Origin of the sequence: Streptomyces sp. NBC_00341 (assembly GCF_041435055.1) — a bacterium.
Classification (GTDB): Bacteria; Actinomycetota; Actinomycetes; order Streptomycetales; family Streptomycetaceae; genus Streptomyces.
The window spans coordinates 3,840,461-3,861,575 of sequence record NZ_CP108002.1 but is presented as its reverse complement, the minus strand read 5'-3'; the positions used below and the strand labels follow the sequence as shown (position 1 = coordinate 3,861,575).

18 protein-coding genes and 1 rRNA gene are annotated in these 21,115 nt (G+C 71.1%); 14 read left to right on the top strand and 5 right to left on the bottom strand.

Going from position 1 to position 21,115, the window contains the following annotated elements; genetic code table 11:
• Positions 1-182: 182 nt before the first annotated feature.
• Positions 183-1,085, bottom strand: a complete 903-nt coding sequence (locus OG892_RS17345) for an A/G-specific adenine glycosylase (RefSeq protein ID WP_073733696.1) — start codon at positions 1,083-1,085, stop codon at positions 183-185.
• Between the two features lie 285 nt (positions 1,086-1,370).
• Between OG892_RS17345 and OG892_RS17340 the strand changes: the two genes are divergently transcribed.
• Positions 1,371-2,219: a hypothetical protein gene (locus tag OG892_RS17340; protein WP_371629637.1), complete on the top strand. Its 849-nt coding sequence runs from the start codon at positions 1,371-1,373 to the stop codon at positions 2,217-2,219.
• Positions 2,220-2,282: 63 nt separating this feature from the next.
• On the opposite strand, the gene disA is transcribed toward OG892_RS17340, so the two are convergent.
• A complete protein-coding gene (gene disA, locus OG892_RS17335) occupies positions 2,283-3,407 on the bottom strand; it encodes a DNA integrity scanning diadenylate cyclase DisA (RefSeq protein ID WP_327337597.1) in 1,125 nt (374 codons plus the stop codon).
• Positions 3,408-3,531: 124 nt separating this feature from the next.
• Positions 3,532-4,944, bottom strand: a complete 1,413-nt coding sequence (gene radA, locus OG892_RS17330) for a DNA repair protein RadA (protein ID WP_073733698.1) — start codon at positions 4,942-4,944, stop codon at positions 3,532-3,534.
• A 244-nt stretch (positions 4,945-5,188) separates the two neighbouring features.
• Between radA and OG892_RS17325 the strand changes: the two genes are divergently transcribed.
• Positions 5,189-7,078 carry a hypothetical protein gene (locus OG892_RS17325; RefSeq protein ID WP_371629636.1) on the top strand — a complete coding sequence of 630 codons (1,890 nt, stop codon included), beginning with the start codon at positions 5,189-5,191 and terminating at the stop codon, positions 7,076-7,078.
• A 69-nt stretch (positions 7,079-7,147) separates the two neighbouring features.
• On the opposite strand, the gene OG892_RS17320 is transcribed toward OG892_RS17325, so the two are convergent.
• Entirely contained in the window at positions 7,148-7,987 is an 840-nt protein-coding gene (locus OG892_RS17320) for a hypothetical protein (RefSeq protein WP_327337595.1), read from the bottom strand.
• A gap of 41 nt (positions 7,988-8,028) precedes the next feature.
• Between OG892_RS17320 and OG892_RS17315 the strand changes: the two genes are divergently transcribed.
• The 10 genes from OG892_RS17315 (at position 8,029) to proC (ending at position 17,239) form a co-directional block, all read left to right on the top strand.
• Complete coding sequence (locus OG892_RS17315) at positions 8,029-8,979, top strand: Ppx/GppA phosphatase family protein (RefSeq protein ID WP_073733701.1); 951 nt, start codon at positions 8,029-8,031, stop codon at positions 8,977-8,979.
• Between the two features lie 105 nt (positions 8,980-9,084).
• Positions 9,085-9,900, top strand: a complete 816-nt coding sequence (locus tag OG892_RS17310) for a sugar phosphate isomerase/epimerase family protein (protein ID WP_371631646.1) — start codon at positions 9,085-9,087, stop codon at positions 9,898-9,900.
• Positions 9,897-10,526: a TetR family transcriptional regulator gene (locus OG892_RS17305; RefSeq protein ID WP_073733703.1), complete on the top strand. Its 630-nt coding sequence runs from the start codon at positions 9,897-9,899 to the stop codon at positions 10,524-10,526. The genes OG892_RS17310 and OG892_RS17305 overlap by 4 nt, the downstream gene beginning before the upstream one ends.
• A gap of 153 nt (positions 10,527-10,679) precedes the next feature.
• On the top strand, positions 10,680-12,530 hold the full coding sequence (gene ilvD / locus OG892_RS17300) for a dihydroxy-acid dehydratase (RefSeq protein WP_371629635.1): 1,851 nt from the start codon (positions 10,680-10,682) through the stop codon (positions 12,528-12,530).
• A gap of 184 nt (positions 12,531-12,714) precedes the next feature.
• Entirely contained in the window at positions 12,715-13,191 is a 477-nt protein-coding gene (locus OG892_RS17295; RefSeq protein ID WP_371629634.1) for an acetyltransferase, read from the top strand.
• Between the two features lie 76 nt (positions 13,192-13,267).
• Positions 13,268-13,840: a hypothetical protein gene (locus tag OG892_RS17290; protein ID WP_371629633.1), complete on the top strand. Its 573-nt coding sequence runs from the start codon at positions 13,268-13,270 to the stop codon at positions 13,838-13,840.
• 55 nt (positions 13,841-13,895) lie between these two features.
• Complete coding sequence (locus OG892_RS17285; RefSeq protein ID WP_371629632.1) at positions 13,896-14,756, top strand: class I SAM-dependent methyltransferase; 861 nt, start codon at positions 13,896-13,898, stop codon at positions 14,754-14,756.
• Between the two features lie 63 nt (positions 14,757-14,819).
• A complete protein-coding gene (locus tag OG892_RS17280) occupies positions 14,820-15,587 on the top strand; it encodes an ABC transporter ATP-binding protein (RefSeq protein ID WP_371629631.1) in 768 nt (255 codons plus the stop codon).
• Positions 15,584-16,345 carry an ABC transporter permease gene (locus OG892_RS17275; RefSeq protein ID WP_073733707.1) on the top strand — a complete coding sequence of 254 codons (762 nt, stop codon included), beginning with the start codon at positions 15,584-15,586 and terminating at the stop codon, positions 16,343-16,345. Before OG892_RS17280 ends, OG892_RS17275 begins: the two co-directional genes overlap by 4 nt.
• A gap of 84 nt (positions 16,346-16,429) precedes the next feature.
• The gene (gene proC, locus OG892_RS17270; RefSeq protein ID WP_328866568.1) at positions 16,430-17,239 is read left to right on the top strand and encodes a pyrroline-5-carboxylate reductase; all 810 of its coding nucleotides are present in this window, start codon (positions 16,430-16,432) and stop codon (positions 17,237-17,239) included.
• Between the two features lies 1 nt (position 17,240).
• On the opposite strand, the gene OG892_RS17265 is transcribed toward proC, so the two are convergent.
• Positions 17,241-17,825, bottom strand: a complete 585-nt coding sequence (locus OG892_RS17265; protein WP_073733709.1) for a cysteine hydrolase family protein — start codon at positions 17,823-17,825, stop codon at positions 17,241-17,243.
• A 74-nt stretch (positions 17,826-17,899) separates the two neighbouring features.
• Here OG892_RS17265 and OG892_RS17260 point away from each other — a divergent pair, with 74 nt between their 5' ends.
• Both OG892_RS17260 and OG892_RS17255 read left to right on the top strand, forming a co-directional pair.
• The gene (locus OG892_RS17260) at positions 17,900-18,919 is read left to right on the top strand and encodes a GlxA family transcriptional regulator (RefSeq protein ID WP_371629630.1); all 1,020 of its coding nucleotides are present in this window, start codon (positions 17,900-17,902) and stop codon (positions 18,917-18,919) included.
• A gap of 646 nt (positions 18,920-19,565) precedes the next feature.
• A 16S ribosomal RNA gene (locus OG892_RS17255) occupies positions 19,566-21,091 on the top strand.
• Positions 21,092-21,115: the final 24 nt, after the last annotated feature.

The window sequence follows — 21,115 nt, the reverse complement described above, 5'->3', positions numbered from 1 at the left end:
AGCCGCTTGGTCGTCGGGCTGACGTCGGTGACGCTACGGAGCGGTTGTCACGAGGCTGTGCGGAGCAGCCATACGCCGACGCACGGCTGCCCATCGGTTGTGTAACAGCGCAGGAGGAGTGGGGCAAAGGGCCCCCTCTGGGGCTGCCGGCGGTCCGGGCGGGGAAGATCCCCGCCCGGCCGTCAGGTCAGCGGCAGCCGGTACTGGCCACCGGCCAGCGGTTCCACCAGTCCGTCGGCGACCAGCCCGTCCAGGGCGCGGGCCCGCTGCACCGGTTCGTCCCACACGGCGTCCAGCGCCGACTGCGGCACCGGGGTCACCGCCTCGCGCAGCACGGCGAGCAGCCGGCCGCGCACCTGCCGGTCGGTACCGGCGTACGTCTGGCCGCGGCGCGGCGGCCCCTGGTGCGCGGGCTTCCCGGCCAGCCGCCAGGCGCACTGCTCCGCGATCGGGCAGCGCGCGCAGTCCTCGTTCTTCGCGGTGCAGACGAGGGCGCCGAGCTCCATCGTGGCGGCGGCCCACTGGGCCGCCCGCTCGTCCTCCTGGGGCAGCAGCGCGCGGGCGAGCTTGCGCTCCGCGGCGGTGGTCGCGTTCGGCGGGTACTGGATGCCGCTCGCGGCCCGTGCGAACACCCGGCGGACGTTCGTGTCGAGGACGGCGTGCCGCTGCCGGTAGGCGAACGAGGCCACGGCCGCCGCCGTGTACTCACCGATCCCGGGCAGCGCGAGCAGCTGGGCGTGCTCGCTCGGTACGTCGCCGCCGTGCCGTTCCGTTATTGCCTGGGCGGCCCCGTGCAGCCGCAGCGCTCGCCGGGGGTAGCCGAGCCGGCCCCAGGCGCGGACCGCCTCGCCGGGAGGGTCGGCCGCGAGGTCGGCGGGGCGCGGCCAGCGGGCCAGCCACTGTTCGTAGACCGGGAGGACCCGGTTGACGGGGGTCTGCTGCAGCATGAACTCGCTCACCATCACACCCCAGGCGCCCGCTTCGGGGCGGCGCCAGGGCAGATCGCGGGCGTGCTGGTCGAACCACCCGATGACGGGGGTGTGGAGGGAGGCGGGGGGCGTCTGTGTCGCTGTGGTGGCAGTCATCGCACGTCCGATCCTGGCACGGAAGGGCAGACGACGGACCGGTGCACGGGGGTGTCGCCCCTCATAAGAGCCCTTGGAGTGATAGTGCCACCCGTCTGTCCCCGCGCCGCCTGACCTCCGGTCCGGCAACTGGCCGCACCCCCCGGACCCGGTTGCGGCAAGTGGCCGCACGGCGCGGTCCCCGGGGTTGCGGATACGCCCTCCCAGGATGATGATCCGCAAAACTTGGGATCTGGGCGGCGGGTGGGGCGGGAGTTGGGGCGGATCTCTCGTAGAGTTTGCGCCGTGGGATCTTTGCGTAATCCGATCGGGCCGCTTCCCTCCACCATTTACTGGCGACGGAGGGCAGTCGCGGCGACGCTGATCGCGCTGCTCGCGTTGCTGGTCGTATGGGCCGTCACCTCCCGTGGCGGCAAGGGGGACCACGACGACTCCAGGGGCCCCGGCTCCGGTCCCACCGACGCGATCACGCCAGGGCCCTCGGGATCCGGCCCGGCGATCAGCGAACAGCCGGGCGGGCGCGACGAGTCGGGCGGCTCCGGCGGGGACGGCGGCGGCAGCGGAGGCTCCGGTTCGGGCGGTTCCGGTGGCTCCGGCAGCGGCAACGGCGGCTCGGACAGCGCCGGTTCCGGTTCCGACGGCGGCTCCGGCAGCGGTTCGGGTTCCGGCTCGGGCAGCTCCGGCGGCAGCGGCACGACCGCCGGACAGCGGCTCCCGGCCGGCTCCTCGGTCCCCGACTGCACCGCCGGCGCACTGCAGTTGACCCTCAAGAGCGACGTGAGTTACGCGCCCGGCGAGAAGCCGAAGTTCCGGCTGATCGCCAAGAACACCTCCGCGACCGACTGCAAGGCCGACCTCGGCCCGAAGAGCACGGTGCTCACCATCACGGAGGCCGGTGGCGACGACAACGAGGTGTGGTCCTCCAAGGACTGCCCGCGCAACGCGGCCACCGTGCTGCTGAAGGTCCCGGCGGGCGCGACCGTCGTGCACACCGTGGAGTGGAACCGCGCCAAGAGCGCGCCGAAGTGCGCGACGCCGCCGCCGGGGAACGCCGGACCCGGTACGTACCTGGTCGAGGCCAAGGCACCGGGCGAGCCCGTGCAGCGCGCCTCGTTCGTCCTCGCGAAGGACTGACCCGCCGAAGGACACACGGATGCGGGGCGGGGGGCGTACGCCCCCCGCCCCGCATCCGTACCGCTACACGTACCGTTCGAGGATCGACGACTCGGCCAGCCGCGACAGGCCCTCGCGCACACTGCGCGCCCGCGCCTCCCCGACCCCGTCCACCGTCTGGAGATCGTCCACGCTCGCCGCGAGCAGCTTCTGCAGACCGCCGAAGTGCTCCACCAGCCGGTCGATGATCGCCCCGGGCAGCCTCGGCACCTTCGCCAGCAGCCGGAAGCCGCGCGGCGAGACCGCGGAGTCCAGCGTCTCGGGGGAGCCGCTGTAACCCAGGGCCCGCGCCACGACGGGCAGTTCGAGCAGCTCGGTGTGGGACAGCGCGTCCAGCTCGGTGAGCGCCTCCGCCACCGTGCGCGACCGCCTGGCGGTCGGCTCCGGCACGTAGTCGCGCACGACCAGCTCGCGCTCCGGCTCCACGCCCGCGATCAACTCGTCGAGCTGGAGCGAGAGGAGCCGGCCGTCGGTGCCCAGCTCCACCACGTACTCGGCGATCTCGGTCGCGATCCGGCGCACCATCTCAAGACGCTGCGCGACGGCCGTCACGTCCCGGACGGTCACCAGGTCCTCGATCTCCAGGGCGGAGAGCGTGCCGGCGACCTCGTCGAGCCGGAGCTTGTAGCGCTCCAGGGTGGCGAGGGCCTGGTTGGCACGCGAGAGGATCGCGGCGGACTCCTCCAGGACCCGGCGCTGCCCGTGCACGTACAGCGCGATCAGGTGCATCGACTGCGATACCGAGACGACCGGGAAACTGCACTGCCGGGAGACCCGGTCCGCCGTGCGGTGGCGGGTGCCGGTCTCCTCGGTGGGGATGGAGGCGTCCGGGACCAGCTGCACGCCGGCGCGCAGGATCTTGGTCATGTCCTTGTCGAGGATCAACGCCCCGTCGAGCTTGGCCAGCTCTCGCAGCCGGGTCGCGGTGAATTCCACGTCCAGCACGAAGCCGCCGGTGCACATCGACTCGACGGTCCTGTCCATGCCGAGCACGATCAGCCCGCCGGTGTTGCCACGGAGAATGCGCTCCAGGCCGTCCCGCAGGGCCATTCCGGGCGCGACGGCGGTCAACGAGGCGCGCATCAGCGCCTCGTTACCGGTGCCTTGGCCGGACTTTCCGGGCGATGCTGCCCGGTCGCTGGCTGCCACTGCACTCCTCCGGTCACAGGTTTGCGGTGCCCTCGGGGCCCCTCCTCCGGATCGGGCACGATCCGAACGAAACACCCCACGTCCCTCGTACCGTTCGTACGGACGGGCGAGACCAGGGCAAAGTCTACCGGCGTGCGCCGTCCTCCTGCGGGGCCTGGGTACGAGACCGGCGCGGGAGGACTCTCAGCGCGTCGCCCATGTTGGCGACTTCCGTGACCTTCATACCGGCCGGGACCTTCCCCGGATCGGTCGGCACCAGCGCGTGTGTGAAGCCCAGACGGTGCGCCTCCGCCAGTCTGCGCTGGACCCCCGTGACCCGTCTGACCTCGCCCGCGAGCCCCACCTCACCGATCGCCACAAGATTCTTGGGCAGCGGTGTGTCACTCGCCGCACTGGCCAGGGCCAGTGCGATCGCGAGGTCCGCGGCGGGCTCCGTGAGCTTCACGCCGCCGACCGTCGCGCTGTAGATGTCCCGCTTGCCGAGCGAGCTGATCCGGCCGCGCTGCTCCAGTACCGCCAGCATCATCGACACCCTGGACGTCTCAAGACCCGAGGTGGTGCGCCGGGGCGAAGGGATCTGCGAGTCGACCGTGAGCGCCTGCACCTCCGCGACCAGGGGGCGCTTGCCTTCGAGGGTGACGGTCAGGCAGGTGCCGGGCACGGGTTCGTCGCGCCGGGTGAGGAAGAGGCCGGACGGATCCGCGAGGCCGGTGATGCCCTCGTCGTGGAGCTCGAAGCAGCCGACCTCGTCGGTCGCCCCGTACCGGTTCTTCACGCCGCGTACGAGCCGGAGCCGGGCATGGCGGTCGCCCTCGAAGGACAGCACCACGTCGACCAGGTGCTCCAGCAGCCGGGGCCCGGCGATCGCCCCGTCCTTGGTGACGTGGCCGACCAGGAGGGTGGCCATGCCGCGCTCCTTGGAGGCCCGGATGAGCGCCCCGGCGACCTCGCGGACCTGCGCCATCCCGCCGGGCGCGCCCTCGATCTCGGGCGAGGCCACGGTCTGCACGGAGTCCAGGACCAGCAGGGACGGCTTGACCGCGTCCAGGTGGCCGAGGACCGCCGACAGATCGGTCTCCGCGGCCAGGTACAGATGGTCGTTGATCGCCCGGATCCGGTCGGCCCGCATCCGGACCTGGCTGGCGGACTCCTCCGCGGTGACGTAGAGCGTGCGGTGCTCGTCGCTCGCGGCCTTGGCCGCCACGTCCAGCAGCAGGGTGGACTTGCCCACGCCCGGCTCGCCCGCCAGCAGCACCACGGCACCGGGCACCAGACCGCCGCCCAGCACCCGGTCGAGCTCACCGACGCCGGTCGAGCGGGCGGTGGCCTGCCTGCTGTCCACCTGGCCGATCGGGAGCGCCGCGGTGGAGACGCGGCCGGCCGCCGTGGTCCGTACCGCGGGGGCGCCGCCGAACTCCTCGACCGTCCCCCACGCCTGGCACTCGGGGCAGCGGCCGAGCCACTTGGCGGTCGTCCAGCCGCATTCCGTGCAGCGGTAGGACGGCCGGTCCTTCGCGGATTTCGTACGGGTGGCCATGGCGCCACCGTATAGGTGACCTCGGACAGTGCCGTCCGGCGCGGTACGGGGGACGGGGCGCCCACGGACGTACGCCCGTTCGGGGGACGGGACGTGCACGGGCGTACGCCCCCTTCGCGTCGGGACGCCGGGAACCGGGAATCCCGCCCGATCCTGTCCGCTTTCACGCGATACGTTCACCCGAAAGGGTTAAATCTACCCAAGGGGCGCCAGGGCCGGGCCCCGTTCTGCCTACGGTCGCAAGGTGACGAGCAGCAGGCTGGAGACACCCGCGAGCACCCCCGGCGCACACCGGACGCAGCACCGTGCGCCCCAGTCCTCACCGAAGAAGCCGCCTGCCCGTTACGAACCGCATCTCGACGGTCTGTTCACCTACTGCCTCTCCGTGCTCTGCGACCACGACGCCGCCACCGACGCGCTCGGCGGGGTGCTCGCGCTGGCCGAACGGCAGGGCGGGCGGTGTCCCTCGGACGAGGAGGAACGTAAAACCTGGCTGTACGCGCTGGCCAGGTGGACGTGCCTGCGCAGGCTCACCGAACAGAAGCAGGGCCGCCAGGCCCACCGTCAGCACGACAGGGCCGGGGCGGCGAAGGGGAACCGTCGCGCCCAGGCCGTCCAGGGAGCGCGTACGGGACGGCGTACGCCCCCCGTGGCCGCCCACACCTCCAAGGCGCCGGCCACACCGTCCCGCTCCGTGCTGCCGCAGCCGGCCCCGGCCCCGGCCCCCGCCCCCGCCCTCGCCTCCGAGAGCCCCGCGGCCGCGGAGGCGCACCGCCGCGAGCTGGCGCAGCTGGCCTGGCCCGAGGCCGCCGGCACCACCCCAGAACAGCGGGAGGCGCTGGAGCTCGCGGTACGGCACCGGCTCACCCCGGTCGCGGTCGCGGCGGTCCTGGGCCTGGAGACCGCCGCCGCCAGGGAGCTCCTGGCCGCGGCCGCCTGCGAGGTCGAGCGGACCAGGGCCGCCCTCGCGGTCGTCGGGTCGGGCGGCTGCCCCGCGGCGGGCCGGCTCACCGGCGACCGGCGCGTGCTGCTCTCCGCCACCCTGCGCCGCGAGCTCGTACGGCATGTGGACGACTGCCCCCGCTGCCGACGCACCGCGGAGCGGGCCGATGCCGAGGGCCCGTGGCCGGGCGCGGCCGTCACCCCGGCCGCCGCGCTGGCGGTCGTCGAGGCACCGCGCCCGTCCGCCTACGTGGCGATGATCCATGCCCAGAAGCACCAGAAGAATCGGTCCGCCACTCCGCGGTTCGACCGGGCGGGCTTCCCGATGGACCCCAAGGACCACGCCGCGCGCCGGGACCGGCTGCGGTCCAGGGTCATGACGACGACGGTGGTCGCCACGGTCGTCGCCGCCCCGGTGATCGCCCTGTGGTCCGCCTACCGGGGCGCACCGCTCACCGGCGAGGGGCACGACGGTGCCTCGGTCACCGCGACCGAGACGGACGGCAGCGGCAGCGGCGATCCGTACGAGCGCTACGAGAACGCCGGCAACGCCACCCCCGAGTCCGGCTCCCGTTTCACCGACGACGACGGCCGCCCGGACGTCTCGGCCGAGGTCATCAGCGTCGACACGCGGTCCGGGCCCGGCGGGGGACGGCACCGCGGGGGTGGGCTCACCGTCGAGGCGCGCCCCTACGGCTCCACCACGATGATCACGCTGACCGCGTCCAAGGCCGGCCCGGTCGCCTGGTCGGCCCGCACCGGCGCGTCCTGGCTGCGCCTCAGCAGCGCCTCCGGGAAGCTCGCGGCGGGCGGCAGCGTCACGATCCGCGTCCTCGTCGACCACGGGCGCGAACCCGCCTCGCGCTGGACGGCACGGGTCGCGCTCACCCCGTCGGGCTCTGTCGTCGCGATCCACGGCAACGGCGGGAGGCGCCCGTCGGGCGTCAGGCCGCACCCCTCGGACCTCCCGCAGCCGAGCCGCTCCGTCCACCCGCGCCCGCCGGTGCCGTCGGACCCGTCACCGTCCTCACCGGATCCCACGGAGCCGACACCGGACCCGACGGACCCGACGCCGGACCCGACGGACCCCACCACGACACCGACGGACCCGGGCGGGCCGAGCCCGTCCCCGGACCCGCCGGACCCGACCGGCCCGGGAGAGACCCCGAGCGTCCCGCCCCCGGCGAACTGACGCGCCACCCGGCGGAACGGCCCCCGGAAGCCGTAAATCCGGAAGCCGTAACTCCGAAAACCGCAGGTACTACGCCGGATCGGCCGGGTGCGGCGCCATCGGCAGCAGTGAGGAGAGCCGCTCCTCGCACAGCCCGACCAGCCGGTCGTACGCCTCCTTGCCCATCAGCTCGGTCAGCTCGGGGCGGTACGACACGTACACCGGCTCACCGGCCCCGTGCGCGGAGGTCGCGGACGTGCACCACCAGTGCAGGTCGTGGCCGCCGGGACCCCAGCCCCTGCGGTCGTACTCGCCGATCGTCACCTGGAGCACCCGGGTGTCGTCGGGCCGGTCGATCCAGTCGTACGTACGCCGCACCGGCAGCTGCCAGCACACGTCCGGCTTGGTCTCCAGCGGCTCCTTGCCCTCCCGCAGCGCCAGGATGTGCAGCGAGCAGCCGGCTCCGGCCGCGAAGCCGGGCCGGTTCTGGAAGATGCACGAACCCTCCCAGCGCCGGGTCTGGCGCTCCCCGTCGTCATCGGTCTGCACCCAGCCCGACCCCGTGCCCACGTCGTGGAACTGCCACAGATCGGGCGTCAGCCGGGCCACGTTCTCCGCGACCCGCTTCTCGTCGTCCTCGTCCGAGAAGTGGGCGCCCAGCGTGCAGCACCCGTCGTCCGCGCGACCGGCCTGGATGCCCTGGCAGCCGCTGCCGAAGATGCAGGTCCACCTCGACGTCAGCCAGGTCAGATCGCAGCGGAAGACCTGCTCGTCGTCGGCGGGGTCCGGGAACTCCACCCAGGCCCGCGCGAAGTCGATCCCCGTCTCGTCGGACCCGTCGGGCCCCTTTGCTTCCGTCTGCCGCATCTCCTGCTTCGTCTTCTGCTTCTTCGTGACTTTGTCCGGCTTCGCCTTTTTCGTCTTTGGCACGCGCCCAGAGTAAGGCGGCAGGCGGCAGTAGCGTTCGTCGTATGAGACTCGGAGTCCTCGACGTGGGGTCGAACACGGTTCATCTGCTGGTGGTGGACGCGCACCCCGGCGCCCGCCCGCTGCCCGCGCACTCGCACAAGGCGGAGCTGCGCCTGGCCGAACTCCTCGACGAGGACGGCGCGATCGGCCCGCTCGGCGTGGACCGGCTGGTGGCGACCGTCACCGACGCGGCACAGGCGGCGGAGGACAAGGGCTGCGAGGACGTGCTGGCCTTCGCCACCTCCGCGGTACGGGAGGCGAGCAACGCCGACACCGTGCTGGCCCGGGTACGGGACGAGACCGGCATCGACCTCACCGTCCTCAGCGGTGCGGAGGAGGCCCGGCTCACCTTCCTCGCCGCCCGCCGCTGGTTCGGCTGGTCGGCGGGCAAGCTGCTGGTCCTGGACATCGGCGGGGGCTCGCTGGAGATCGCGTACGGCATCGACGAGGAGCCGGACGCCGCGGTGTCACTGCCGCTCGGCGCCGGACGGCTCACGGCCGGCTGGCTGCGGGGCGATCCGCCGGACCCGGTGGAGGTGCGGGCGCTGCGCCGGCACGTCCGGGCGAGCATCGCCCGCAGCGTCGGGGAGTTCACCCGCTTCGGCCGCCCCGACCACGTCGTGGCCACCTCCAAGACCTTCAAGCAGCTCGCCAGGATCGCCGGCGCCGCCCGCTCCACCGAGGGGCTGTACGTGCAGCGCACCCTCAGCCGCAAGGCGCTGGAGGAGTGGGTGCCGAAGCTCGCCGCGATGACGGTCGAGGAGCGCGGCAGCCTCCCCGGTGTCTCCGACGGACGCTCCGCCCAGCTGCTGGCGGGCGCCCTGGTCGCGGAGGGGGCCATGGACCTGCTGGGCGTCGAGGAGCTGGAGATCTGCCCCTGGGCGCTGCGCGAGGGCGTCATCCTGCGCCGTCTGGACCACCTCCCCACGCGGGACGCGGCGGCCCTGGCCTGAGGGCTGCGGCGTACGGGTGCGGACGGCCATGGGCCTTCTCACTTTCAGCCGGGCTCCCTCGGCGCCGCGCACCGGGGCCCGTACGCTGTCTGCGTGGCAGAACCAGTGGTGCGCATCCCGGATGCGAAGGTCGCCCTGTCGACGGCCTCCGTCTATCCGGAGTCGACGGCGACGGCCTTCGAGATCGCCGCGCGCCTGGGGTACGACGGCGTCGAGGTCATGGTCTGGACCGACCCCGTCAGCCAGGACATCGAGGCGCTGCGCCGGCTCTCGGACTACCACCAGGTGCCGATACTGGCCGTGCACGCCCCCTGTCTGCTGATCACCCAGCGCGTCTGGTCCACCGACCCGTGGGTCAAGCTCCAGCGGGCCCGTGCCGCCGCCGAGAAGCTCGGCGCCTCGACCGTGGTCGTCCACCCGCCGTTCCGCTGGCAGCGGCAGTACGCGCGTGACTTCGTCACCGGGATCTGGCGGATGGCGGAGGAGACGGACGTGCGGTTCGCCGTCGAGAACATGTACCCGTGGCGCTACCGGGACCGGGAGATGCTCGCGTACGCCCCCGACTGGGACGTCACCAACGACGACTACCGGCACTTCACCGTGGACCTCTCGCACACCGCGACCGCCCGCACGGACGGCATGGCCATGGTCGACCGGATGGGCGACCGGCTGGCCCACGTCCACCTCGCGGACGGCAAGGGCTCCGGCAAGGACGAGCACCTGGTGCCCGGCCGGGGCGACCAGCCCTGCGCCGAGCTCCTGGAGCGGCTGGCCCGTACCGGCTTCGGCGGCCATGTCGTCGTCGAGGTCAACACCCGCCGGGCGATGTCCACCGCGGAACGCGAGGCCGACCTGGCCGAGGCGCTGGCCTTCACCCGGCTGCACCTCGCGTCGTCCTCCGCCCCGTCGCCGCGCCCATGACCGAGGGCGACGGGAGCCAGGCCCCGCCCCCCAGACGCCGCGGCCGTCCCTCCCGCACGGAGTCGGAGAGCGGCCCCGACGCCCGCACCCGCATCCTGGAGGCGGCCCGCACCGAGTTCTCCGAGCGCGGCTACGACAAGACGTCCGTCCGGGGCATCGCGAAGGCGGCCGGCGTGGACGCGGCCCTGGTCCACCACTACTTCGGTACGAAGGACGAGGTGTTCGCCGCCGCGATCGAGCTCTCCTTCGAGCCCGCCCTGGTGATCCCGGACATCCTCGGGAGCAGCACGGAGGGCCTGGGGGAGCGGCTGGCCGGCTACTTCATCGGGATCTGGGAGAACCCGGCGTCCCGGGCCCCGCTGCTGGCGATCATGCGTTCCGCGATGACCCACGAGGCGGCGGCGAAGGTCCTGCGCGTCTTCGTACTGCGACGCCTGCTGGACCGGATCGCCGACCGGCTGGACGTCCCGGACGCCACCTTCCGCGCGGAGCTGGCCGCGTCGCACATGGTGGGCATCGCGGTACTGCGCTACGTGATCCAGGCGGAACCCCTGGCCTCCGCCGACCCGCAGAAGATCATCGCGATGGTGGGCCCCACGCTGCAGCGCTACCTGACGGACGCCTGACCGTTTCGGGGGCTCTGCCCCCGTACCTCCGCTCCTCAAACGCCGGAGGGGCTGAATCCCGCCCCGATCCCGGATACCGGACACCCCGTCCAGATCCTGGCCCCACAGGCGTACGCTCGGAACCAGTCTTTTCTGTCGAAGGAGCGAGAGACGATGCCCCAGCTGAGGTCCCGCACTGTCACCCACGGCCGCAACATGGCGGGCGCGCGCGCCCTTATGCGCGCCTCGGGCGTAGCGAGCGAGGACATCGGCAAGCCGATCATCGCGGTCGCCAACTCCTTCACGGAGTTCGTCCCGGGCCACACCCACCTCGCACCCGTCGGCCGGATCGTCTCCGAGGCGATCCTGGCCGCAGGTGCCGTCCCCCGCGAGTTCAACACCATCGCGGTCGACGACGGCATCGCGATGGGCCACGCCGGGATGCTCTACAGCCTCCCGTCCCGCGACCTGATCGCCGACTCCGTCGAGTACATGGTCGAGGCGCACTGCGCGGACGCGCTCATCTGCATCTCGAACTGCGACAAGATCACCCCCGGCATGCTGATGGCCGCGATGCGCCTCAACATCCCCACGGTCTTCGTCTCCGGCGGCCCGATGGAGGCCGGCAAGGCCACCCTCGTCGACGGCACGGTCCGCAAGCTCGACCTGGTCAACGCGATCAGCGACGCGGTCGACGAGAGCATCTCCGACGAGGACATGCTCCGCATCGAGGAGAACGCCTGCCCCACCTGCGGCAGCTGTTCCGGCATGTTCACCGCCAACTCGATGAACTGCCTGACCGAGGTCCTCGGCCTCTCCCTCCCCGGCAACGGCTCCGTCCTCGCCACGCACACCGCCCGCAGGGCGCTGTACGAGGAGGCCGGCCGCACGGTCGTCGAGATCACCAAGCGCTACTACGAGCAGGACGACAAGACGGTCCTGCCGCGCGCCATCGGCACCCGCGCCGCGTTCGACAACGCGATGGCGCTCGACATCGCCATGGGCGGCTCGACCAACACGATCCTGCACCTGCTCGCCGCCGCGGAGGAGGCGGAGCTGCCGTACGACCTCGACGACATCAACGAGGTCTCGCGCCGGGTCCCGTGCCTCGCCAAGGTCGCGCCCAACGTGGCGCCCGGCGGCACGTACTACATGGAGGACATCCACCGGGCCGGCGGCATCCCCGCCATCCTCGGTGAGCTGCACCGCGGCGGACTGCTCAACGAGGACGTGCACTCCGTGCACTCCGACACCCTCGCCGAGTGGCTGAAGAACTGGGACATCCGCGGCGGCTCGCCGTCGCCGGAGGCCGTCGAGCTGTGGCACGCCGCCCCCGGCTGCGTCCGTTCCGCGACCGCCTTCTCGCAGTCCGAGCGCTGGGACACCCTCGACCTGGACGCGGCGGGCGGCTGCATCCGCGACATGGCGCACGCGTACTCCAAGGACGGCGGCCTCGCGGTCCTCAAGGGGAACCTCGCCGTGGACGGCTGCGTCGTGAAGACGGCCGGCGTCGACGAGTCGATCTGGACCTTCGAGGGCCCGGCGGTCGTCTGCGAGTCGCAGGAGGACGCCGTCGACAAGATCCTCCGCAAGGAGATCGAGCACGGCGACGTCGTCGTCATCCGTTACGAGGGCCCGCGCGGCGGCCCCGGCATGCAGGAGATGCTCTACCCGACCTCCTTCCTCAAGGGCCGGGGCCTCGGCAAGACCTGCGCGCTGGTCACCGACGGGCGCTTCTCCGGCGGCACGTCGGGCCTGTCCATCGGCCACGCCTCTCCGGAGGCGGCGTCCGGCGGCACCATCGCGCTCGTCGAGGACGGCGACCGGATCCGGATCGACATCCCGAACCGCTCGATCGAGCTGCTGGTCGCGGAGGACGAGCTGGCCACCCGCCGGGAGGCGCTGAACGGCGTCTACGCGCCGAAGGACCGCGACCGCAAGGTCTCGGCGGCGCTGCGCGCCTACGCCGCCATGGCGACGAGCGCGGACCGCGGCGCCGTCCGTGACGTCTCCAAGCTCGGCTGACACCCGCACGCACACCCACTCGCTCCACCGTCCGGCCCCTCTGATGAGGGGCCGGACGTGTGTGCGGCCCCGGAGCGTCGCCGGCATCCCTCCCGTGCCCGTCGTGGCCCGAGAACGACTCCGTGTGACCGGTCGATCGCAGTAAGCTCACCCCCTTGCCATGTATGACCATGATTGGGGGAGTATGCGCACTTCCGTACGCAGCTCAGTAGTCATCGCGTCAGCCGTCACCGCCCTCGCGGCCCTGGCCGCCGTCCCGGCCGGTGCGGCGTCGGCCGCACCCACGCCGATCGCACCCGCGCCGGCCGCCGCCACTCCGGCCGGCGTCTGCGGATCGGGGTACACCCAGATCGACTCGCACGTGTTCAAGGACTCGTCGGCCGAACTGGCCCGCGTCTACCTGCTCTACAACGCGAGCACCAAGTCCAACTGCGTCGTCACCTTCCACGCCGCCGCCACCGAGGGCAAGGCGCTGACCACCGGCGCCTGGCTCGACGTCGACGGGGACGGCAAGGAGCAGGTCAAGGACCAGGGAAGGTACTCCTCGTACGCGGGCCCGGTCCGGCTCGCCGCCGGCAGCCACTGCGTGAAGTGGGGCGGCATGATCGAGACGGGCGCCGGTACGTACGCGTACACGAGCCCGTGGAGCCACTGCGGCTGACGCGCGACGGCCGCTGCGCCCGCCCCCTCGGGCGCGGGCGCAGCGCCACCGCCCCGGCCCTGGGACAATCGATCCTGTGAGCGAGAACAGCGAGACCCCCGACGACATCGCGCCCGGCACCACCGAGTCCGCGACGGCGCCCGCCGGTGCCACCGCGACCGCCCCCGGTCCGCAGCCCGAGCCCCTCCGCTTCTTCGGCACGACCTGGGTCGCCCACGACGGCAACTACGGTCTGCGCCGCGTCGGGGTCGCCGTCGGTTCGCTCGCCGCGGCCGCCGCATCGTGCTTCGTGCTTCGGTTCGCCTATCAGGGTCTGGAGATCGCCGACGTCGGCAGCTTCGTCGGCATCCTGGTGGTCCTGATGTTCGCCATCTGCAGTGCGATCGCCTTCCGCAAGACGTGGGAGGGCTTCAGCAGCCGCCCGGCCGACCCCGCCCGCGAGGACAATCTGCGCGGCCTCAAGACCATCGGCTTCATCGGCGGGCTGCTCGCCTACTTCATCCGTACGTTCTCCGAGGCCCCGGGCGAGAAGCTCCGGCGCGCGGAGTACGAGGCGGCGCAGGTCCGGTACGCGAAGCGCCGTTCGTCCCGCACCGGGAACCCGGCGGCCCGCAAGACGGCCAGGGCGAAGAAGGCCCGCCGCAAGTAACGCGCCGCCGCGGCGGGTCTGTCCGGCGGATCATGGCCGGGCCACCATGGGGCACATGGCCACTAAGAACACCCCGGACCCCAGCTCCCAGCCGCCGTCCCCGCACCCGCCGTCCCCGCACCCCTCGCCCCCGCGCGCCCTGTCGTTCGACCGTGCCGCCGCCCAGTACGGCGCGGCCCGACCCGGCTATCCGGACGCCCTCCTGGATGCCGTCGAGGAGCTCGCGGGCCGGCCGCTGCGAGGTGCCCGCGCCCTCGACGTCGGGGCGGGTACCGGCATCTCGACCCGCCGCCTCCGCGACCGGGGCGCCGCCGTCGTCGCCGTCGAGCCGGGCCCCGGGATGGCGGCGGAACTGCGCAGGACCCTGCCGGACGTCCCGCTGGTACGGGGTGACGGCAACCGCCTCCCCTTCGCCGCGGGCTCGGCCGACCTGATCACGTACGCCCAGTCCTGGCACTGGACCGACTCCGCCCGCGCCGCCCCCGAGGCCATGCGCGTACTGCGGCCGGGCGGCGCGCTGGCCCTGTGGTGGAACGTGGCCGACCCCGACGTCGGCTGGATCGCGGAACAGGGCGAGCGGCTGCTGAGCTTCTTCGCCGCCGAGCTGCCCGAGCTCGCCGGCCCCGGAGCGGCAGGCGGACCCGCGGCGGCCAACACCGGCGCCCACGGCTCGCCCGTATCCGCCCGCGACCTGCCGGCCGGGCTGTCGTTCGTACACCGCCGGGTGCCCTGGACCCGGCGCGTCCCCATCGCCACGCACCTCGCCAACCTCGGCAGCCACTCCGCCTTCCTGATCCTCGGTGACGAGCCCGCCCGGCGCTTCCTCTCCGAGGAGCGCGAGCACCTCGCACGGCGCTTCCCGGACGGCACGGTGGAGGAGACGTACGTCGTCGAGCTGAGCGTGGCCATCCGCTGAACCGGCAGTCGCGGAGGCCGCGGGCCCTTGACGGAAGGACACCACCGCGACAAAATTCATCACATGATGAATTCTTCGGGTGTCGCCATCGAGGCCCGCGGCCTCACGGTCGTACGGGGCAACCGCACCGTCCTCAAAGGCCTCGGCTTCACCGTCGAACCCGGCAGGATCACCGGACTCCTCGGCCCCTCCGGCTGCGGCAAATCCACCCTGATGCGAGCCGTCGTCGGCACCCAGGCCAAGGTGACCGGCACCCTCGACGTCCTGGGCAGCCCGGCCGGCCACCCCGGCCTCCGGCCACGGATCGGGTACGTCACCCAGGCGCCGTCCATCTACACCGACCTCACCGTCCGGCAGAACCTCGACTACTTCGCGGCGATCCTGCAACCGGGCCGCCGGCACCGCGACGCCCGCCGCGAAGCCGTCACCCGGGCCATCACAGAGGTCGACCTGACCAGCCACTCCGCCGCCCTCGCCGGCACCCTCTCCGGCGGCCAGCGCACCCGCGTCTCCCTCGCCGTGGCGCTGCTCGGCACCCCCGAACTGCTCGTCCTCGACGAACCCACCGTCGGCCTGGACCCGGTGCTCCGGCGCGATCTGTGGAGCCTCTTCCACCGCCTCGCCGCCGACCGGGGCACCACCCTCCTGATCTCCTCCCACGTCATGGACGAGGCCGAGCGCTGCCACCGCCTCCTCCTGATGCGCGAGGGCGAGATCCTCGCCGACGACACCCCGGAGGCGCTGCGTACCGCCGCCCGCACCGAGACCGTCGAAGAAGCCTTCCTCCACCTGGTCGACGCGGCCGCCACCCGTCAGGAGAACGCCCGATGAGCACGACCACCACCTCACCCCTGAGCGCGGCCCGCACCCTGGCCACCGCCGCCCGCGTCCTGCGCCAGCTGGCACACGACCCCCGCACCATCGGGCTGCTCCTGCTGATCCCGGTCGTCATGATCACGCTGCTGCGGTACGTCTTCGACGGCAGCCCGCGCACCTTCGACTCCATCGGCGCCTCGCTGCTCGGCATCTTCCCGCTGATCACGATGTTCCTGGTGACCTCGATCGCCACCCTGCGCGAGCGCACCTCCGGCACCCTGGAGCGCCTCCTCGCGATGCCGCTCGGCAAGGGCGACCTGATCGCCGGCTACGCCCTCGCCTTCGGCGCCGTCGCCGTGGTCCAGTCGCTCCTGGCCACCGGCCTCTCGGTGTGGGTGCTCGGGCTGGACGTCACCGGGTCCCCGTGGCTGCTGCTCCTGGTCGCCGTGCTCGACGCCCTGCTCGGCACGGCGCTCGGCCTGTTCGTCTCGGCCTTCGCGTCCTCCGAGTTCCAGGCCGTCCAGTTCATGCCGGCCGTGATCTTCCCGCAGCTCCTGCTCTGCGGACTGTTCATCGCCAGGGACCGGATGGCGCCCGTCCTCGAATGGATCTCGAACGTGCTGCCCATGTCGTACGCCGTGGACGGCATGAACGAGGTCCTCCGCCACCCGGACGTCACCGGCGACTTCGTCCGCGACGTCGCGATCGTGGCGGGCTGCGCCCTTCTCGTCCTCGGGCTCGGCGCGGCCACCCTCCGCCGCCGCACCACCTGACGGGCCGGTGCGAGGATGGCGGACACGAGTACCGAGAACAGCCGGCACCGCGAGCCGCCGGCACCGCCCGGAGGGTGAAACCGCATGACCCAGACAGTCGCAGTCCTCGGCACCGGCAAGATCGGCGAGGCCCTGCTCAGCGGCATGATCCGGGCCGGGTGGCGCCCGGCGGACCTGCTCGTCACCACCCGCCGCTCCGAGCGCGCTGAGGAACTCCGCAACCGCTACGGGGTCGACTCCGTCAGCAACGCCGAGGCCGCCGGGCGCGCCGACATCCTCATCCTCGCGGCCAAGCCCCAGGACATGGGCCGCCTCCTGGACGAGCTCTCCGCCCATGTCACCGCAGAGCGCCTGGTCATCAGCGCCGCGGCCGGCATCACGACCGCCTTCATCGAGGACCGCCTCACCGAGGGCACCCCGGTGGTCCGGGTCATGCCGAACACCCCCGTGGTGGTCGACGAGGGCATGTCCGTCATCTCCGCGGGCAGCCACGCCACCGGCGCCCACCTCGCCACCGCGGAGGCGATCTTCGGCGGCGTCGGCAAGACGCTGCGCGTCCCGGAGTCCCAGCAGGACGCGGCCACCGCGCTCTCCGGCTCGGGCCCGGCGTACTTCTACTTCCTCGTCGAGGCGATGACGGACGCCGGAATCCTGCTCGGCCTGCCCCGCGCCCAGGCCCACGACCTGATCGTCCAGGCCGCCATCGGCGCCGCCGTGATGCTCCGGGACAGCGGCGAGCACCCGGTCAAGCTCCGCGAAGCCGTCACCAGCCCGGCGGGCACCACGATCAGCGCCATCCGCGAACTGGAGAACCACGGCGTACGCGCCGCCCTCATCGCCGCCCTCGAAGCCGCCCGCGACCGCAGCCGCGAACTCGCCTCCGGCAACGGCTGACCTACCCCGCGGCGGCGATCAGCTCCGCACTGCGCACCACCTTCGCGAACCCACCGTCGTGCAGCGTCACGGCGGTGGCCCGCGCCAGTTCCTCCGCGCCCATCGTCCAGCCGAACGGCCCGGTCCCGTCGAAGGTGTACGTCGCGTCGAACGCGAAGAACACCTCGTACCCGAGGTTCCCCGCCATCCGGGCCGTCGTCTCCGCGCACATGTTGGTCTGGATACCGGCCACCACGATCTGCCGCACCCCGCCCCCGCGCAGCCAGTCCGCCAGATCCGGCGTCCCGTAGAACGCCGAGTTCACGCTCTTCGTCAGGAACAGCTCGGGCCCGCTCCCCTTGCCCCGCCGCTCCTCCACGTACGGCTTGAAGGCGTTGCCCGGATATCCCACCCGCAACGGCGAATCCGGCTTGGGCGAGTCATGCCGTACGAAGGCGACCGGCCGCCCGCTCGCCTGCCAGGCATCGATCAGCCCGGCGATGTTCTCGTCCGCGGACGGATTGTTCCGCGGCCCCCAGTACGCCTCCTCCTCGAAGCCTTCCTGCACGTCCACCACTACCAGCGCTGCGTTCTCCGCGATCTCCATGGCCCCTATGCTTCCGCGCACCCATCCGGTCGCCCAGAGGTCGCAAAGCCATCGATCGATGATTTACTGCCAGCATGACCGCCGCCCCCGCCGTTGCCGCCACCACCCGGATCGCACTCGTCTCCTTCCCGGGCATCCGCGCGTTCGACGCCTCGGTCATCACGGAGGTCTGGGGCGTGGACCGGACGGACCGCGGAGTCCCGCCGTTCGAGCTGCGCCGCACCGCGGCCGCCACCACCCCCATCCCCCTGCGCGGCGGACTCTCCCTCACCCCCGACCGCACGCTGAGCTGGCTGACCCGAGCCGACCTGATCGTCGTCCCGGGGCTGGACGACCATGTGACGCCCGCGCCGGAACCCGTCCTCGAAGCGCTGCGCCGCGCCCATAACCGCGGTACACCGATCGCCGCGCTCTGCGGAGGCGCCTTCACCCTCGCCCAGGCCGGGCTCCTCGACGGCCGACGAGCGGTCACCCACTGGAACCTCACAGACCTCCTGCGCACCCGCCACCCCGGCGTCACCGTCGTACCCGACGCCCTCTTCGTCCACGACGACAATCTCTGGACCTCGGCGGGCACCGCGGCCGGCATCGACCTCTGCCTCCACCTCGTCCGTACGGTCCATGGCGCCGAGACCGCGGCGACGATCGCCCGTTCGATGGTCACCGCCCCGTTCCGCACCGGAACCCAGGCACAGTTCATCGAGCACCCGACCCCGCACACGGACCGCGACGCCGACACCCTCGCGGACGTTCGTGCCTTCGCTCTGACCCATCTGGCCGAACCGCACACGGTGGCGGAGCTCGCCGACCGCGCCGGCATGTCCCCGCGCTCCTTCGCCCGGCACTTCCAGGCGACCACCGGCACGACGCCCCTGCGCTGGCTGATCACCCAGCGCATCGCGGCAGCTCAGAAGCTGCTGGAGCGCACCGATCTGCCCCTCCCCGAGGTGGCCCGTCGCACGGGCTTCGGCAGCGAGATCACCATGCGCCAGCACTTCGCGACCCACCTGGCCACCAGCCCCCGCGACTACCGGCTCGCCTTCCACCGAACCCCGCCGGGGACCGGGGTTGACACGCCCGCACCGCATCCGTAGTGTGCTCCGAGTTGTCCGACGTGAGCGCCGACCCCGGTCGGTCCCCGGACAGCCATTCCGCAGTAACCACAACGAACGAGCGACAGCTGTCGCCTGCCTCTGCGTGCGCATTCGCGAAATGAGGAATCCACGTTCGAAGGAACGTGACCCCGATTAGCGTCGGGGCCCCGGATTCCGCTAATGTCTCACTCGTCGGAACGGCCCAACAGCCGGGAAGACAAGCCCCACTGACTGGGAATCGGGCCCGAAAGGATCTGATAGAGTCGGACTCGCCGGAAAGGGAAACGCGAAAGCGAAGAACTGGAAAGCGAAAATGCGAGGCCCGCTTCGACCGGGAATCGGACACGAAAGAGTCTGATAGAGTCGGAAACGCAAGACCGAAGGGAAGCGCCCGGAGGAAAGCCCGAGAGGGTGAGTACAAAGGAAGCGTCCGTTCCTTGAGAACTCAACAGCGTGCCAAAAGTCAACGCCAGATACGTTGATACCCCGACCTGCTTCGGCAGGTTCGAGGTTCCTTTGAAAGTCCTGGCAGACCCAGTTATGGGTTCTACCAGGCAATGCACATAGCGAGGACACAGTGAACAGTCGGTCTTATTCCGACTCGACTGTTCCACTCTCGTGTTGTGATCCCGATTACGGGAAAACATTCACGGAGAGTTTGATCCTGGCTCAGGACGAACGCTGGCGGCGTGCTTAACACATGCAAGTCGAACGATGAAGCCCTTCGGGGTGGATTAGTGGCGAACGGGTGAGTAACACGTGGGCAATCTGCCCTTCACTCTGGGACAAGCCCTGGAAACGGGGTCTAATACCGGATAACACTTTCCCTCTCATGGGGGAAGGTTAAAAGCTCCGGCGGTGAAGGATGAGCCCGCGGCCTATCAGCTAGTTGGTGGGGTAATGGCCTACCAAGGCGACGACGGGTAGCCGGCCTGAGAGGGCGACCGGCCACACTGGGACTGAGACACGGCCCAGACTCCTACGGGAGGCAGCAGTGGGGAATATTGCACAATGGGCGAAAGCCTGATGCAGCGACGCCGCGTGAGGGATGACGGCCTTCGGGTTGTAAACCTCTTTCAGCAGGGAAGAAGCGAAAGTGACGGTACCTGCAGAAGAAGCGCCGGCTAACTACGTGCCAGCAGCCGCGGTAATACGTAGGGCGCAAGCGTTGTCCGGAATTATTGGGCGTAAAGAGCTCGTAGGCGGCTTGTTGCGTCGGTTGTGAAAGCCCGGGGCTTAACCCCGGGTCTGCAGTCGATACGGGCAGGCTAGAGTGTGGTAGGGGAGATCGGAATTCCTGGTGTAGCGGTGAAATGCGCAGATATCAGGAGGAACACCGGTGGCGAAGGCGGATCTCTGGGCCATTACTGACGCTGAGGAGCGAAAGCGTGGGGAGCGAACAGGATTAGATACCCTGGTAGTCCACGCCGTAAACGTTGGGAACTAGGTGTTGGCGACATTCCACGTCGTCGGTGCCGCAGCTAACGCATTAAGTTCCCCGCCTGGGGAGTACGGCCGCAAGGCTAAAACTCAAAGGAATTGACGGGGGCCCGCACAAGCAGCGGAGCATGTGGCTTAATTCGACGCAACGCGAAGAACCTTACCAAGGCTTGACATACACCGGAAAGCATCAGAGATGGTGCCCCCCTTGTGGTCGGTGTACAGGTGGTGCATGGCTGTCGTCAGCTCGTGTCGTGAGATGTTGGGTTAAGTCCCGCAACGAGCGCAACCCTTGTTCTGTGTTGCCAGCATGCCCTTCGGGGTGATGGGGACTCACAGGAGACTGCCGGGGTCAACTCGGAGGAAGGTGGGGACGACGTCAAGTCATCATGCCCCTTATGTCTTGGGCTGCACACGTGCTACAATGGCCGGTACAATGAGCTGCGATGCCGCGAGGCGGAGCGAATCTCAAAAAGCCGGTCTCAGTTCGGATTGGGGTCTGCAACTCGACCCCATGAAGTCGGAGTTGCTAGTAATCGCAGATCAGCATTGCTGCGGTGAATACGTTCCCGGGCCTTGTACACACCGCCCGTCACGTCACGAAAGTCGGTAACACCCGAAGCCGGTGGCCCAACCCCTTGTGGGAGGGAGCTGTCGAAGGTGGGACTGGCGATTGGGACGAAGTCGTAACAAGGTAGCCGTACCGGAAGGTGCGGCTGGATCACCTCCTTTCTAAGGAGCATCTAGATTCCGTAA